At 59.8% G+C, this 15,275-nt stretch carries 15 protein-coding genes; 8 read left to right on the top strand and 7 right to left on the bottom strand.

The genetic code is table 11. The features are described from left to right. Positions 1-5 precede the first annotated feature (5 nt). Positions 6-668, top strand: a complete 663-nt coding sequence (locus WCX49_RS00215) for a hypothetical protein (RefSeq protein WP_345985574.1) — start codon at positions 6-8, stop codon at positions 666-668. A 6-nt stretch (positions 669-674) separates the two neighbouring features. Here the strand turns inward: WCX49_RS00215 and WCX49_RS00210 are convergent, their stop codons facing one another. From WCX49_RS00210 to WCX49_RS00190, 5 genes are all read right to left on the bottom strand, one after another. Further along, entirely contained in the window at positions 675-1,085 is a 411-nt protein-coding gene (locus WCX49_RS00210) for a DUF1566 domain-containing protein (RefSeq protein ID WP_345985573.1), read from the bottom strand. 131 nt (positions 1,086-1,216) lie between these two features. Next, entirely contained in the window at positions 1,217-1,663 is a 447-nt protein-coding gene (locus WCX49_RS00205; RefSeq protein WP_345985572.1) for a DsrE family protein, read from the bottom strand. Further along, a complete protein-coding gene (locus tag WCX49_RS00200) occupies positions 1,660-2,190 on the bottom strand; it encodes a carboxymuconolactone decarboxylase family protein (protein WP_345985571.1) in 531 nt (176 codons plus the stop codon). Before WCX49_RS00200 ends, WCX49_RS00205 begins: the two co-directional genes overlap by 4 nt. A gap of 48 nt (positions 2,191-2,238) precedes the next feature. Next, complete coding sequence (locus WCX49_RS00195) at positions 2,239-2,838, bottom strand: YeeE/YedE thiosulfate transporter family protein (protein WP_345985570.1); 600 nt, start codon at positions 2,836-2,838, stop codon at positions 2,239-2,241. Continuing rightward, positions 2,835-3,347, bottom strand: coding sequence for a YeeE/YedE thiosulfate transporter family protein (locus WCX49_RS00190; RefSeq protein ID WP_345985569.1), 513 nt, complete (start codon positions 3,345-3,347; stop codon positions 2,835-2,837). Before WCX49_RS00190 ends, WCX49_RS00195 begins: the two co-directional genes overlap by 4 nt. A gap of 91 nt (positions 3,348-3,438) precedes the next feature. Between WCX49_RS00190 and WCX49_RS00185 the strand changes: the two genes are divergently transcribed. Then, positions 3,439-4,131 carry a MerR family transcriptional regulator gene (locus WCX49_RS00185; protein WP_345985568.1) on the top strand — a complete coding sequence of 231 codons (693 nt, stop codon included), beginning with the start codon at positions 3,439-3,441 and terminating at the stop codon, positions 4,129-4,131. Positions 4,132-4,168: 37 nt separating this feature from the next. Here WCX49_RS00185 and WCX49_RS00180 read toward each other — a convergent pair whose 3' ends face one another. Both WCX49_RS00180 and WCX49_RS00175 read right to left on the bottom strand, forming a co-directional pair. After that, the gene (locus WCX49_RS00180; RefSeq protein ID WP_345985567.1) at positions 4,169-5,539 is read right to left on the bottom strand and encodes a 4Fe-4S binding protein; all 1,371 of its coding nucleotides are present in this window, start codon (positions 5,537-5,539) and stop codon (positions 4,169-4,171) included. 12 nt (positions 5,540-5,551) lie between these two features. After that, positions 5,552-7,648 (bottom strand): TonB-dependent receptor, encoded by a 2,097-nt coding sequence (locus WCX49_RS00175; protein ID WP_345985566.1) that lies wholly within the window; start codon positions 7,646-7,648, stop codon positions 5,552-5,554. A 253-nt stretch (positions 7,649-7,901) separates the two neighbouring features. On the opposite strand from WCX49_RS00175, the gene WCX49_RS00170 reads away from it, so the two are divergent. From WCX49_RS00170 to WCX49_RS00145, 6 genes are read left to right on the top strand one after another with little or no spacing between them, the layout of a single operon-like run. Then, the gene (locus WCX49_RS00170) at positions 7,902-8,111 is read left to right on the top strand and encodes a hypothetical protein (protein ID WP_345985565.1); all 210 of its coding nucleotides are present in this window, start codon (positions 7,902-7,904) and stop codon (positions 8,109-8,111) included. A gap of 60 nt (positions 8,112-8,171) precedes the next feature. Next, on the top strand, positions 8,172-10,058 hold the full coding sequence (locus WCX49_RS00165) for a mechanosensitive ion channel domain-containing protein (RefSeq protein ID WP_345985564.1): 1,887 nt from the start codon (positions 8,172-8,174) through the stop codon (positions 10,056-10,058). Positions 10,059-10,096: 38 nt separating this feature from the next. Then, positions 10,097-11,800 carry a phosphoglucomutase (alpha-D-glucose-1,6-bisphosphate-dependent) gene (gene pgm / locus WCX49_RS00160; RefSeq protein WP_345985563.1) on the top strand — a complete coding sequence of 568 codons (1,704 nt, stop codon included), beginning with the start codon at positions 10,097-10,099 and terminating at the stop codon, positions 11,798-11,800. Continuing rightward, the gene (locus WCX49_RS00155; RefSeq protein ID WP_345985562.1) at positions 11,801-12,589 is read left to right on the top strand and encodes an inositol monophosphatase family protein; all 789 of its coding nucleotides are present in this window, start codon (positions 11,801-11,803) and stop codon (positions 12,587-12,589) included. A gap of 24 nt (positions 12,590-12,613) precedes the next feature. Then, positions 12,614-13,435: a CorA family divalent cation transporter gene (locus WCX49_RS00150; RefSeq protein WP_345985561.1), complete on the top strand. Its 822-nt coding sequence runs from the start codon at positions 12,614-12,616 to the stop codon at positions 13,433-13,435. A 13-nt stretch (positions 13,436-13,448) separates the two neighbouring features. Then, positions 13,449-15,272, top strand: a complete 1,824-nt coding sequence (locus tag WCX49_RS00145; RefSeq protein ID WP_345985560.1) for a mechanosensitive ion channel domain-containing protein — start codon at positions 13,449-13,451, stop codon at positions 15,270-15,272. Positions 15,273-15,275: the final 3 nt, after the last annotated feature.

Below are 15,275 nucleotides of genomic sequence, written 5' to 3'. Positions count from 1 at the left end.
ATAAGATGAAACGTATGAGTCTCGCGGCAACACTGCTACTCGGAGGAACCCTGTTCGCCGCACAGGGGATGATGTCCTCTTTCAACGATTTTGACGCGAACGGCGACGGCATGATCACACAAGCCGAGTTCGAAAACACCCAGCAAGCACGGATGACGAAGCAGGCCGAAAGCGGCAAGATGATGCGCAACGCCGCCAATGCACCCGCTTTCGGCGACATCGACGCCAACGCTGACGGCAATATCGATGCTACCGAATTCCGAAACCACCAGATGAACCGGATGCAGCAGCGTCCGGCCGGCATGGGCCAGGGCGCCGGTATGGGAACGGGCAAAGCGCAGAACAACGTTCAGGGCAGAATGATGTCCTCATTCAACGATTTTGACGCAAACGGCGACGGTGCGATCACCCAGATCGAGTATGAAAACGCCCAGCAGGCGCGGATGGCGAAGCAGGCCGAAAGCGGCAAGATGATGCGCAACGCCGCCAATGCACCCGCTTTCGGGGACATCGACGCCAACGGGGACGGTACGATCGATGCTACCGAATTCCGGAACCACCAGATGAACCGGATGCAGCAGCGTCCGGCCGGTCAGGGAATGGGTAAAGGGATGAAGTGCGGCGGCGGTAAATGCAGCGGGGGCGGTATGGGCGGTCCGAACCGCTAGAGGCCTCTAGCGCTGGCGGACGCAGCGCACATGCGCTTCGTCGCAGCGGTCCGTATCGAACATGTGGCCGTTGCCCCAGTAGACGGCCCAGGCATTGATGGGCATTTTGCGGTAGATCTCCGAGGTCCAGTAGGCGTTGGAGACCGTGTTTTTCAGCCCCACCTTCTTCGCGGCGGCAGCCTTGCGCAGCGTCTGAAGTTCCGCCCGTGTCGGCAGGCGCCAGTCACTGAAGCCCTCAAGCTCCAGGTTCGCGCAGTAGCTGCGCGCATCTTTCCAGACCGTATCTTTCTTGGCCGCCATGGCATTGTCCTGCCACTGCAGTTTGGCCGTCGTATCGATGACCGTGTCACCGCTGCGCTTCCAGCCGGCCCAGGCCAGTGCGGAAACCATGAGCAGCAGAGAAACTACTCGAATCATTTACCCTCCTTTTCATCACCGGCGCGGCAGACAATTACCGCCGCCGGGGAATGCTCCCGTCCTCTCTCACGGGAACGCAATGACACATCACATCTTAAACGGATTGTGCGAACGCTCAATAAACACCGCCGCTACTTGAGCGGCATCAGGGCGTAGCCCCTGTTCTGGTACGCAATGGTGTCGAGATAACTGTTTTCCGAGATGCGCAGGTAGGGCAGCACGTCTTCGCGGTCGATCCCGTTGCCCTCCAGCGCGATGGCGCAGACAACCAGCTCCACCGTCTTGGCTTTGGAGAGACGCTCCAGACTCTCCTGCGCCTTCTTGACATAGAGCACTTCCTCCTCGGGAACGAGGTAATCGGCGCTCTCCGAGGCCACCTTGGCGCAGCCGCCGTGCATCGTCACGGCGAAACGGACCGTATCGCCCTGGGCCTCGATCATCTGCATGGTCTTCTCAATAAGGTTGAAACGCGAAAGGATATAGCGCGGGTTGGAAGAGCTGCAGTCGAAAACGGCCTTGTACTCCTGGGCCGATGCCATCACCCCCAGCAGGGCAATGAGGGCCGGAAACCGTTTCACTGCCCCAGACCGAAGACGTTGGAGAGGGTATTGATGTAGTTGAAATACCCGGTGATGGCAACGGCCTCGATGATCTGCACGTCGCTGTAGCCCACTGCCTTGAGGGCATCGATATCCTCCTGTTGCATCTTGTAGTTGTCTTTCTTCGATGCGCGGACGCAGAAGCGCAGCAGCGCCTTCTCTTTCTCGTCGGTGGTGATGCTGTCGATCCCCTCGAGGATCTGGGTGATGCGCTCCTCGCTCAGTCCCAGCATTTTCGCGATGTTCTTGTGCACGTCGACGCACATCTTGCAGCTGTTCTCCTTGGAGATCAGCAGGGCGATCGCCTCTTTGATGTCATAGGAGAGCTCCGTCGGCTCCAACAGGAACTTCTGGACCATCATATCGGTCGCGAAATAGACCTTTTCGTCCAGTGCCAGCAGTTTGAAAATCTCGCCGAGGTTTCCTGTCTTCTCCAGGATGGGGCGCGCCTTCTCCTGGATTGCCGGGGACATATCCTCGAATTCGGGTAGTGCTATGTATGCCATCTTCTTCTCCTTTGCGACAATTCTAATTGAAAAAGCGTTAAGTCGTACTTAACGCTTTGGGTTCTCATCGGCCGGGTCGTGGTAGTCGACGGTCGGGATCAGCAGGGCGACGACGAAGAGCGTCAGGCTCAGCACCAGCACAATGGTCAGTTCATAACCGCCCAGCACGTCGCTGAGCCGGATCGCTCCCAGGTCCGGCCCCATGAGCTGATTGATCCAGGGGAAGGTGAGGGTGAATACCGCGCCGCCGACCATCCCGCCGATCACCCCCACCAGCGCATCGACGCGCCCTTCGGAAACGGAGACGAAGAAGGCCGAGGGGCATTTGCCGAGGATCACCAGCCCCATGCCGAACAGCACCGCGCCGACCAGCAGCCCGCCCAGCAGGGTCGGTTTCACCTGGTACTCTGCAAAGCCGCCCTGAACGAGCGCATAAAAACCGACCCCGGACAGCGCAACCGTCATCATCGCCATGCGCGGCGCCAGGGTATCCTCGAAGATCATGAAACCCGCCATCTTCTCGAATTTGTCGAGCCGGCTGTAGAGGATGATCGCCCCGAAACAGAAGCCGATGAAGAGCACCGTCCAGACGGAACCGTGCCCCTGCGCCGCAACGACGTCGAACATATGCACGATACCTTCCGTCATGAACAGCTCCCTTTGCGTTTATAGAAGAAGCGGCCGGTGATCATGCCGGTACCCAGGGCAACGACGGTAAAGATCATCCCGCTGACGGCGGTTTGGCTTCCCCCCGAGAGGATATGCCCCGCGTTGCAGCCGCCGGCGAGCCGCGCCCCGAAAACGAGGAGGAAACCGGCGATGAAGCTCCAGACCATCCGTGAAGGGACCGAGCTGTTCTTACGCGCTTTCCAGAGTGTCGGGATAAAGCTGATGTGAAAGGTCTTCGTTACGAAGAGCGACATGAAGAGGCCGCCGAAAAAGACGCCGATCAGCATCACCCCCTCCCAAGCGCCCGACGTTTCGATCAGGGCCGTATATTCATGGCTGTCGGCATCAAGGCCGAACAGCACTTCGGAGAGGTAGGCCATGCCCGTCGAGGCACCGATCGGCCGCCCCGCTCCCCATTCGGAAAAGGTGAAAAAGAAGAGCAGGCTCATCAGGATACCGCCGGCCCACCATGGTATTTTACGAGGCATGAAGACCTCCTTATTTTGTAAATCGTCAAGTTATACTTTACGTTTTGAATTCTATGCTATAATGCTTAAACTTTCTTGAACAAGGAACACGGTGGAGTATAAGATCTCGGAAGTCGTCGCCAAGACCGGAGTGCCAAAATCGACCATCCTCTACTACATCAAAGAGGGGCTGCTGCCCGAGGCGCGGAAGCTCAAACCCAACGTCCACCGCTACAACGACGAACATGTGGAACGGCTGCGCTACATCCGGTATATGAAAGAGGAGGTGGGGAGCAGTATCGAGCAGATCAAAGCGGCACTGGGGAACCCGAACCGTTCGCTTTCAAGCTCGCTTTCGATGATCGAACCGCTGATGAATACCCTCAGCCGCGTCCCCGCCGAGGCGGAGCACTATACGCAATCGGAATTTGCGGAGGCGTTCGGGCTGGACGCCGGCGTCGTCGCGCGGCTGATAGAGACGGGGATCCTCCTGCCGACGGGAGAGGCGGACTTTACCCATAAAGACGCGGCCATCGTCAACCTGGCCGCCGCGTTCGAGAGCGTCGGGGTCGCCCCCGATATCCTCAAAGCCTACGCCGAACACGCCAGGGGGCTCGCCAAATTGGAGCGTCAAATGCAGCAGAGCCTCTGTGCCGCCCGCACCGACGACAACTTCTCAACGCTGTGGAAGATCCTCTTCGAGACCCTCTTTACCGCCAAGCCCTACCTCTTCGACCGGAATACCTACAAGGTCTTCGTCTCCGCCCTCAAAGAGGAGCTGAACGCGGACGAGATGCGCTCATAGGGTTTCCGCACTACGGCGGATCATAACGTGGGCCGGGTCAGTGTGACCGGACGGCCATCGACAGCAGCAGCAACCCGATATAGAACCAGATCATCGCCCCCGACACCACAAAAGCCGCCAGGCGTTTGGCCGCAGAGACCTCGTACATGCCCAGGCGGCTGTAGAGAATGACGGCGCTCCAGATGGCCCCGACGTAGCCGAAGAGCGAAAAGAGGTGGACCCAGCCGTCGCGCATGGAGGCCAGCGGCCGCATCGTTTCCGCACTGCCGATCAGCCAGAACCAGGCGTTGGCGAGATCGGAGGCGTAGTGGATGAAGAAGAACGACCCCACGTGCGAAAGTGAGCCTATGATCATCATCGGGGCCAGGGCGTAGCTGTTGCGGTGCAGGAAGCTCTTAAAGGGCTTCTTCACCAGCGCAGCGGCAACGGCAAAACCGCCGAAGACGAGCACGCCGGTGGCGGCCAGCGCCATACTGAGCGCCGCGAACCCGACCCAGTCCACGCCGGCAGGCAGGAACGATGCAAGCCACTGCCCCGCCGCATACCACGGCGTCTGTGTCTTCACCGGCGAGTGCCCCAGACCGTGGTGGAAATGCATCGTGATCGTAATGATCGCCAGCAGCAGGATATAAACATAGGTGTGGATATTGTGGCGGTCGTTGACCTCGCCGAACATCCCCTTGGAGGGTTTCACCAGCTGCAGCGACACCGCCTCGCAGGATTGGGCGCAGTCCATGCAGAGCGTACAGTCGCGCATGGAGTTCTTCTTATCGAAGAGGTAGGGCTGCAGCCCCGTCTCGCAGGCCTTCGCACAGTCAAACGTCGTACACGAATCGCAGGCGTCGCGGTAGGTCTGCAAGCGCACCATCCCCAGTTTGCCGTAGCTTTTGGTGACGCTGCCGATCGGGCAGAGGTAGGTGCAGTAGGCCATATTCTTGTAGCGGGAGAAGACGGCGAGCGCCAGCAGCGTCAGCCCGGCAAAAAGCAGTGCGGCGACCCAGGGAGTCTTGAGCAGGCCCGGGAAAAGGTAGGCCGGTACCCAGTAGGCTGCGATCAGGATCCCCAGACCGATACCGCGGTGCTTCATCCACTCGGGTACCTCTTTTTTCGTGCCGAACTTCGAGAGGAAGCGGCCGAGCACGCCGTGGGGGCAGACCCCGCAGAAGCCCGGACCGACCAGCACGATGCTGACGATCATGAAAAAGGGCCAGAAGAGCGACCAGAAAACGGCAGACGTATAGGGGTTCTCCGCCAGTGCCGGATAGCGCAGGCCGAACCAGATCGCGGAGATGAAAAGCAGTGCCGCGACCGTCCGTACGATGAAAAGGACACGTTTGTTTTTAAACAGTGCCGCGACCAGCGGCCAGCCCAGCAGGTCGTTCCTGCTCCGCGTAATTTGATCGACCATCTGTTCCTCCTTTTAGAACGAATAGGTGTAAGTCAGCATCGCAAACTGCGGCATGCCCGGCGTATAGTAGTACTTCGGCGCACCGTAGCCGGTCGTTTTGTCCACTTCCGTCGCGTAGCGCTGATCGAAGAGGTTGTTGACGTTGAACTGGTAGCGGTGATGTCCGGTCGTGTAGGCCAGGCTCAGGTTCGTCACCAGCGTGAAACCGTCATACTTCTCCGTATTGAGGTCGTCCATGTAGAACGGACCGTAGCTGATCCCCTCGATGCGCGCGGAGAGGCTGCCGTCATGGTAAGCGGCAAAGAGCGAGTACTGGTAGTCCGGGATGTAGCGCTGCTTGTTGCCCGAATAGTCCACCCCGCTGTCGACGTAGTCGTCGTAGCTGTAATCGTACCAGGAACCGGTCGCACCGAGATCGGTCGTTTCGGTGACAAGGTAGTTGAGGCTCAGCTCCGCCCCCAGACGCTTCGTCTTCCCGGCATTGGTGTAGTAGGTCGTATTATCCGCCCCTTTGACCGCGACGATCTCGTCACGCACGTCGTTGTAATAGAGCGAGAGGTCCATGCTCCAGTCGCGGCTGCGCTGTTTGAGGCCGACCTCGTAGTTGATCGAAGTAGAGGATTTGAGCGACGGCGAGCTGCCGTAGGAGAGGTTGGCACGCACTTCGCTGTCCGTCGGGGCCTGGTTTGCCGAAGCCACGAGGCCGTAGAGGTTCAACGTCTCCGTCAGTGCGTAGGTCGCACCGATTTTCGGCGAGAAGAGGTCGTAGGACTCGGCGACGCTGTAATCGCCCTCGCCTGTCGTATAGTTGCCGTCGGCATAGTCGTAGGCCAGGTACTCCGTGCCGTCGATGTCAAACGAGAGGTGGTCATAGCGCAGCCCCACGTCGACGAGCAGTTTTTCCGCAGGCGAGAACGACTCCTGGACGTAGAAACCGTAGAGCGTACTCGTACCGTCCTCGACCCCGGCCAGGTCCCCCTTCTCATCCGAGGTCACCTTAATAATGCGCGTGCTCGGTCCCGGAACGTCGATATAGTCGCGGTAGGTGTACTTCTTGCTGTTATCGCGGATATCGCTGCGCGCCGTCAGGCCGAAGACCAGGGAGGCGTCGCGGTCAAAGAGCGTGTGTTTCGCGTCAAAGGCGAGGTCCGTCCCGACGACGTAGTTGTCCGGCGCGTCGTTGATCATCCCCGTGACCGGGTGGTAGTGGCCCCACTTCGTGAAGTAGGCCTGCGGTTTGAAAGTCAGGTCACCGAAGCTCTTCTCGTACTGCACGTTGAAGAAGTAGGTGTCGGAGTAACGGCCGCTCTGCTGCCACGCACCGTTGGTATTCGTCGTCTCTCCCGTCTCTTTATAGGCGGCGAACTCGTCGGCGCTGAGCGACTGGGGCAGCTGCAGGTTCGCTTCGGTATAGGCGAACTCCATCTGCAGCGATGCATCATCCTCGAAAAGGTGACCGTATTTCAGGCTTGCCTGGGTCGTATCGAATTCGTTCCACTCCCGCCAGCTGTTGTTGGACTGGCGGCGGGAGACGCTGACGCCGACATAGTTGCTCTCATCGATCGCGAAGGAGCCTTTGATGTTGGCATTGAGGGTGTCAAAGGTGCCGTACCCGATCTTGACACGGTTGTTGTCGGTGTCGAAAACGGATTTGGATTTGATAAAGACGACGCCCCCGCTGGCATTGGCTGCCGCGATGGAACCCGGCCCTTTGAAGACCTCGACGCTCTCCATGTCGTCCACGTCGATGAAGTCCATCCGCGTAAAGCTGTCAGGGTCCGTCATCGGGACCCCGTCGCGCATGACCATGATCTCCCGGATGCCGTAACGCGCTTTGAGCCCTGCGCCGCGGATGATGAGCCGGCTGTCGTAGCCGTTGTTCTTGCTCATCGTGATCACCCCCGGGATCGTTTCGATGGCATCTTTGACGTTGAGCACGTTGCGGTCTTCGATCTCCTCGTTGTCGACGACCGAGACGCTCTGCGGTACCTCTTTGGTCTCACGTTCAAATTTTGTTGCGGTCACGCTCACGGCATCCAGGGAGTACTCTTCCGCCCCCATCAGCATCGTGAGTGCCGCCGGGATGCTTAGCAAAATCCCTTTTTTCATACACACTCCTTAAATACGATATGTAATATTATGAAAATAGTGTTACCTAAGTGTTAAGTGGAGGAACTCCCTGCAGTGCGGCGTTGCAGGGGAATAATTCTTTTGAACAAAAATAAATGATTCTAATGAATATCATTTCATTTTTTTAAACTATGGACGTTGTTTCGTCCAAAAACACCCCCAGCCGTACGACGGAAGATTTTTAACGCGATTCTCGCTATGATTAGTGAAACCACCCTCACAGGAGACGATCATGTCCAGTCATAAAAACCGCGAACACCTTGAAGTGATCCGCGACAATATTACCGCCTCCCCGGAACTCAGCGATGCCGAAAAGAGCGACGGCGTCAAACTCGTCGAAGAGTGGATCGCCGAAGACAAAGGGTTCGGCCTGCTCTATGACGCGCTTGTCGGCCTCTCCTCCAAGTTCGACCCGCTGCTCAAGGAGCTGGGGCTCGACTAGGCCCTGCCGCCGCTTTACCCCCCGGACGCTATACTGTCGTCACCAAAAAGGGGGATACGTATGAAATATTTTTTGGTTCTGATGCTGCTCGGTCTGCAGCTCGCCGCGGCCGAACCGTTCTGGCAGCAGGTTGTTGCCGTCGAAGCCGAGCTTTACGCGCCGAACAGCGACGCGAATGATTCCGAAGCCGCCGGTGTCGATGCAAAACTCGACGCCTTCGCAGGCCTGGTCTCGGCCCTGAAAGCGGCCCCCTACAGCGTTGAAAACCCCGTTAACCCCTTTTTCCACCCCTCCGAAGCGGACGCCCGGCTCTACCGGCTCTCGGCGAAAATCCGCGCCAACCGCGACCAGGGAAACAGCCTGGCCGAAACCCGCGACCGCCTCGCCGTCGCGACGCTGAAGCTGCAGCAGCGCATCTTTGTCTTTTTCGCCTCCCTCGCGGCGGAGTGGACCACCCTCGATACGGAAGCGCTCTCCAAACGGGTCCAGGACGAAATCGACCAGCTCCAAGCGACCGGCATTGAGGGTGACGTCCGCACCGCCGCCGAAGTAACGGAAGCGGGGGAGGTCGCCGACGCCCTGCGCCGAAACGGCGCCGCACTGCAGGCACACTACCTTTTCTACAAGGAGCTGCTGGACTACCTCCAGCTCCACCCCCAGAGTCTCCAGTACCGCTCGCTGTTGCAGCGTATCAGGCTCGACAGCCTGCTCACGCTCCTCAATGACAACGCCGTTGCCGCCGAGATCAATACGGGCCTGCGCTATGTCAACACCGATGTCGGCCGCCTCACGCTCTTCGCCGCCAGCCTGCTGATCGCCTGGATGGTTGCCGCACTGCTCTACTACCGCGTCTACCGGCTGATGCAGCACCTCATCACCCGCAAGCAGGACCTCACCGACGAGATGATGCTCAACAACATCGCGAGCATCCGGCGGCCGCTCTTTATCATGATCCTCGCCTACGGCCTGCAGGTCGGTCTGGAGATCCTCAAACACCCGAGCAGCTCCGAAGAGGAGAGCACCCTCTTCTTCTTTGTCTACCTGGCGACGTTCAGCTACATCGTCATCCGCCTGGTCGACAACCTCTTCTACCACTTCCTGCATCAGCGCACCGCGCTCAAGAACCGGCAGATGCGCAGCGAACTGGTCAACCTTATCCTCTCGATCATCAAGATCGTCATCATCATCACCGCCCTGCTCTTCTTCCTGGTGCATATCGGCGTCAACATCACCGGTCTCGTCGCCTCGCTGGGTATCGGGGGCCTGGCGGTCGCCCTGGCGGCCAAGGATACGCTGAGCAACTTCTTCGGCCTGCTCAAGATCCTCTCGGACAACGCCTTCTCCCAGGGTGACTGGATCGCCGCGGGGGACGTTGAAGGGACCGTCGTCGAGATCGGCTTCATCAGCACCGATATCCGTACCTTCGACAACGCCCTCATCACCGTGCCGAACGAAAAGCTCGCCAACGTCCCGCTCAAGAACTACAACCGCCGCAAGGTCGGCCGCCGCATCAAGATGCATGTCGGCGTCACCTACGGTTCGGACAGGGAAGCACTGTCCAGGGCCATCGACGAAATCCGCCAGATGCTGCTGGAGCACCCCGACACCGTCGTGCCGGGCGAATATGACACCGAGATGTACAACCGCCTCAAAAAGCGCGAAAAACGCCTCATCTCCGTTGAGGACAAGTTCGGCATCAAAACGAGCCTCATGGTCTACCTCGACCAGCTCTCCGCCTCGTCGATGGATATCCTCATCTACACCTTCACCAACACCGTCGACTGGGAGGAGTGGCTGCGGATCAAACAGGACATCATCTTCAAGATCTGGGAGATCCTCGACGCGAACGGCCTCGCATTCGCCTTCCCGTCGCAGTCGCTCTACTTTGACAAAGATAACATCCGCGATACGGTGGAGCCGATGTTTAAAAATCAACCGGAAAAATAACCCCCGACAACAAAAAAGGGACTATAATATAGGCATTCATGAATGAGGAGAACCCTATGGCCCATCCCGATGCCGGCACCCAGGCCACCGATGCCCAGTTGATCGACCTGACCGATCTGATCGCCCGATACTATGAGCTCAAACCCAACCCGTCCGACGCGACGCAGCGGGTCGCTTTCGGGACCTCCGGCCACCGTGGAAGCTCCCTCAAGTCCAGTTTCAACGAAGAACACATCCTCGCCATCACCCAGGCCGTCTGCGAATACCGAAAAAGCGCGGGCATCACCGGGCCGCTCTTTATCGGCCGCGACACCCACGCCCTCTCCGACCCGGCCCAGATGACCGCCATCCGCGTCTGCGCCGCTAACGAGGTGCAGGTACGCATCGCCGAAGCGGAGGATGTCTTCACCCCGACCCCGGTGCTCTCCTTCGCCATCCTCGAATACAACAAGACCCACGCGGATAAGGCCGACGGTATCGTCATCACCCCGTCTCACAACCCGCCCACCGACGGCGGCTTCAAGTACAACACGCCCAACGGCGGTCCCGCGGACACCGACGTCACCGCCGTGATCGAGAAACGGGCCAACGAGATCCTCGAACACCGTCTCGAAGCGGTACATGCCCTCAGCCTGGAGACGGCGATGGCCAGCGAGTACGTCGAGACCTACGACTTCATCACCCCCTACGTCCAGGCCCTGCCGCAGATCGTCAACATCGACGCCATCAAGACGGCGAAACTGCGCATCGGCGTTGACCCGATGGGCGGAACGGCCCTGCCGGTCTACCGCAAGATCAACAAGCTGCTCGACCTGAACCTCCTGATCGTCAACGAGAAGGTCGATCCGAGCTTTGCATTCATGACCCTCGACCACGACGGCAAAATCCGCATGGACTGTTCGTCGCCCTACGCCATGGCCTCCATGATCAAACTGCGCGACAAGTACGACATCGCCTTCGGCAACGACGCCGACGCCGACCGCCACGGTATCGTCACGCCCCACAGCGGGCTCATGAACCCCAACCACTACCTCAGCGTGGCCATCTGGTACCTCTTTACACACCGCCGCAAAAAAGGGGTGCTGAAGTTCATCCCCTTCCTCGAAGGCAAAGCGTGGAAGGACACCGACATGGGCATCGGCAAAACGGCCGTTTCCAGCTCGATGATCGACCGCATTGCAAAGAGCCTCGGCGCGAAACTCTATGAAGTCCCCGTCGGCTTCAAGTGGTTCGTCGACGGCCTTTACGGCGGCGACCTCGCCTTCGGCGGGGAAGAGAGCGCGGGGGCAAGCTTCCTGAGGATGGATTCGACCCCGTGGAGCACCGACAAGGACGGCATCATCATGAACCTCCTTGCCGCCGAGATCCGCGCCGTCACGGGTAAAGACCCGGGGGCCGTCTACGAGGGCTTCGAGGCGGAGTTCGGAAAATCCTACTACGCCCGCATCGACGCCGTCGCGGACCCGGAACAGAAAGCGAAACTCAAAGCGATCACACCCGAGGACATCACCGCCGAGACCCTCGCAGGCGAGCCGATCGTACAGCGCTTCAGCAACGCCCCCGGCAACGGTGCCGCCCTGGGCGGGCTGAAACTCGTCACCGAGAACGGCTGGGCCGCCATGCGCCCGTCGGGCACGGAGGATATCTACAAGATCTACGCCGAGAGCTTCATCTCCGAAACCCACCTCCAGAGGATCCAGGAGGAGGCGCAGGCAATCCTCTCGGACTTCTTCGCCAGATAGATGCCGCGCTACGACCGCCTGAAAGCCATCGCCCAGGAAGCGGGGAGCCTCTTTCTTGAGGGGTATCACGCCCCCAAAGAGGTCAGCTACAAGAGCGACATCGACCTCGTCACCCAGTACGACGTCGCCGTCGAGGAGCTGCTCAAAGCCAAGCTTGCCGAGGCCTTCCCCGACCACACCCTCGTCGGCGAGGAGAGCAGTGACGACCATACCTTCCCCGAAAAAGCGATCTACATCGACCCCATCGACGGCACGACCAATTTTGTGCACGGCATCCCCTTCTGCGCCATCTCCATCGGGATCTGGGAGGATCAACAGCCCGTGGCCGGCTGCGTCTACAACCCCGTCCTCGAGGAGCTCTTCTATGCCGAAAAGGGCAAAGGTGCCACGCTCAACGGTGAACCGATCCGTGTCGGCGACGCCGACACGCTGACTGCATCCCTGATTGCCACAGGATTCCCCTACACCAAGATCGAAAAAGGGCTCGATTACCACTGGGTCATGCAGACGATGGAACGGCTGCTGCCCTGCACGCGCGATATCCGCCGTCTCGGTTCGGCGGCCATCGACCTCTGCTACACGGCCAGAGGCACGTTCGCGGGCTTTTACGAGATCAACCTCAAGCCGTGGGACGTCGCGGCGGGGATCCTGATCGTCCTCGAAGCCGGCGGAGCGGTCAGCGGCTGCGACGGTACTCCCTACACACTCGATCAGCGCATTATCGTCGCCTCGAACGGCACGATCCACGCCGAACTGGTCGGGAAGCTGGGGGAAGCGCCCGCAACGTAGCCGCCTTTGCGCTACAATGACGGTATGCCAACCCAGGAGCCGGCCATGGACGGTATCAACGTCACCATCAACCCGCTGCACCTCGAAGACCTCCGCAACGATCAGCACCCCTCCCTGTTCGACATCAATCCGGACTATGACATGCTGATCGTACGACTGCCGGTGCTCGGGGAGGGCGTCCAGATCCTCTCGACCGGCTTTATCCTGACGGAAGCAGGCAGCTACCGGTTCGACAGGGAACACAACGATTTCGAAGCCCTGGAGAGCCGTTTTGAAGGCCCCCACCGCATTATCGACCAGATCATCGACCGCCTGCTCAAAGGGTTTAACGGCTATCTGGAGCGTGTCGCGGACATGGAAGAACGGCTCTATGCCGACAGGGCGGAGTCCGATTTCATGACGCAGTGGCTGGGGCTGAAGCGGGACATTCTCCGCGTCGAACGGGTCCTGGCGCGCACCACCACCGTCCTGGCCGAGGTGACGGAGCATTACGAACCGCTGGAGCACTTCCCCGTGGACCACTACGCCGACCTGCACGAGCACACCGACCGCCTGCTGCGTTCGGCCGTGCACCAGCTCTCCAAGCTCGACTACATCTACAACTTCCACAATGCCCGTACCAACGAGAAGATGAACCGTCTCATCTACCTGCTGACCGTTATCTCGGCGATCTTCCTGCCGCTGAACCTCGTCGTCGGCTTCTTCGGAATGAACACGGGCGGGCTTCCCTTTGCGGACGCCCCTGCGGGAACGGGGTACGCCGTGCTGTTGATGGCCAGCCTCTTCCTTCTGACGTCGATCGGACTGCTGCTGTGGCATCGGCGGCGGGTCACACCACACCACTGACAGGAGCCTGACGATGCGAACCCTTCTCCTCTTTTTCCTGCTGATCGGTGCCCTTCAGGCCGCCGACGTCAACGCCACCCTCTACGAGAGCAGCGACAAACCCGCCCTCTACAAGGCGCTGCGCCTGCAGATCGATTCGGCGCAGAGCGCAGGGACGCTGACGCAGGCCCAGGCCGACGCCGAGCGGGCCGAACTGGAGCGGCTGCGCCGCGCCGCCGCCCAGACACCCGCCCCCGAAGAGGACCCGGACGCCCTCCTGTCAAAAACCGGCCCGACGCTGGCACAGGGGTATGAAGCCCTCGCCGCAGCGGCGCTCGCCTCCGTCAAAAAGGAGAGTGCAGAGCGTAAACTGCGTGACATCCAGTCAAAACTCACCTTTTTGAAGCAGACGATCGAGCAGATCACGACCGAGGAGAAGTTCCGGCTGCGCGCCTACCAGCTTCAATTCGCCTACTATAAAGTCCAACAGCAGAATCTCGAAACCAGACGCGACCGCCTCGAACGCTACGGCAAAGCCGTATCGGGCACCCTCTCGAAGCGGCTCAAGGAGATCCGCTGCACCGATGCCGACCTGCAGACGGAGATGCAAACGGCCGATGGCGCCATCGACAAGAGCCTGCAGCGCAAGCTTGCCGCCGAAATCGCGCTGGAGGGGGCCGAACTGGAGGAGGCTGCGCGCAGCGAACGCCTGACGGCCGCCCTGGAGAAGGCCGGCGGGGATTACAGCAAGGCGCTGCAGACCAAACTGGAATCGGCTGCCAAACTGGCGCTCTGCATGCTTATCGAGGCGAAGAACGACACGTTTTTTGCCCTGCTCGATACGATGGATGCGGATGCCACACGGCTCTCAGGAGAGGTCCGCAGCCGTTTCCGCGCCCAGAATGCCCAGCTTCGCGCGCTCGCCAAGGCACACTTCGGGGTCACGGCCCTCGTGGTCGGCGACACCCTGCACGAAACGAAAGTGCTGCTGCAGCGCGCCGGCGACACCCTGACCGCCCCGCTCTTCATCTTTAACGAACGCCCCATCAGCATCCTCAGCCTCCTCAAGGCGCTGACGATCCTGATCGCGGGCTTCTTCCTGGGCGCCTTCTACAAGCGCTGGATCGTACGGCTGGCACGGCGCTGGCCGGACATGAGCCAGATGTCGATGCGCCTGGCGTCGAACATCGGCTACTACCTCATCGTCTTTATCGCCGTCATCATCGCCATGGGCAGCCTCGGCATCGATATGACCTCCATCTCCCTCATCGCCGGGGCCCTCTCCATCGGGGTCGGTTTCGGACTGCAGACGGTGGTCTCCAACTTTATCGCGGGGATCATCCTGATGTTCGAGCGCACCATCCGCATCGGGGACACCATCGAGATCAGCGACGTCCTGCGCGGGCGCGTCACCGACATGCGTATCCGCTCTACGACGGTCAAGACCTTCGACAACATCGACATCGTCGTCCCCAACTCCTCGTTCATCCAGAACAACGTCATCAACTGGACCCTCGAGGATGCAACCCGGCGTATTCACATCCCCTTCGGCGTCGCCTACGGTACGGAAGTCGATGCGGTAAAAAAGGCGGTGCTTGAAGAACTGAAAGAGAGCAGCCTGACCTACATCCGGCACGATCCCGAGAAACAGCCCGAGGTGTGGATGGTCAATATGAACAGCAGCAGCGTCGATTTCGAGCTGATCGTCTGGGTCGAGTGGGCGAACAAGAACCGCCCCAGCGCGCTGCGTTCGGACTTCCTCATCCTCATTTACAACGCCCTGAACAAACACGGCATCCAGATCCCCTTCCCGCAGCTCGACCTCTACGTCAAACAGCTGCCCAAAGACGGTTTGTAGCGC

Origin of the sequence: Sulfurimonas sp. HSL-1656, assembly GCF_039645585.1 — a bacterium.
GTDB classification, from domain to species: domain Bacteria; phylum Campylobacterota; class Campylobacteria; order Campylobacterales; family Sulfurimonadaceae; genus Thiomicrolovo; species Thiomicrolovo subterrani.
Note: the sequence above shows the minus strand (reverse complement) of the source record. Positions and strands in the feature narration are given on the sequence as shown.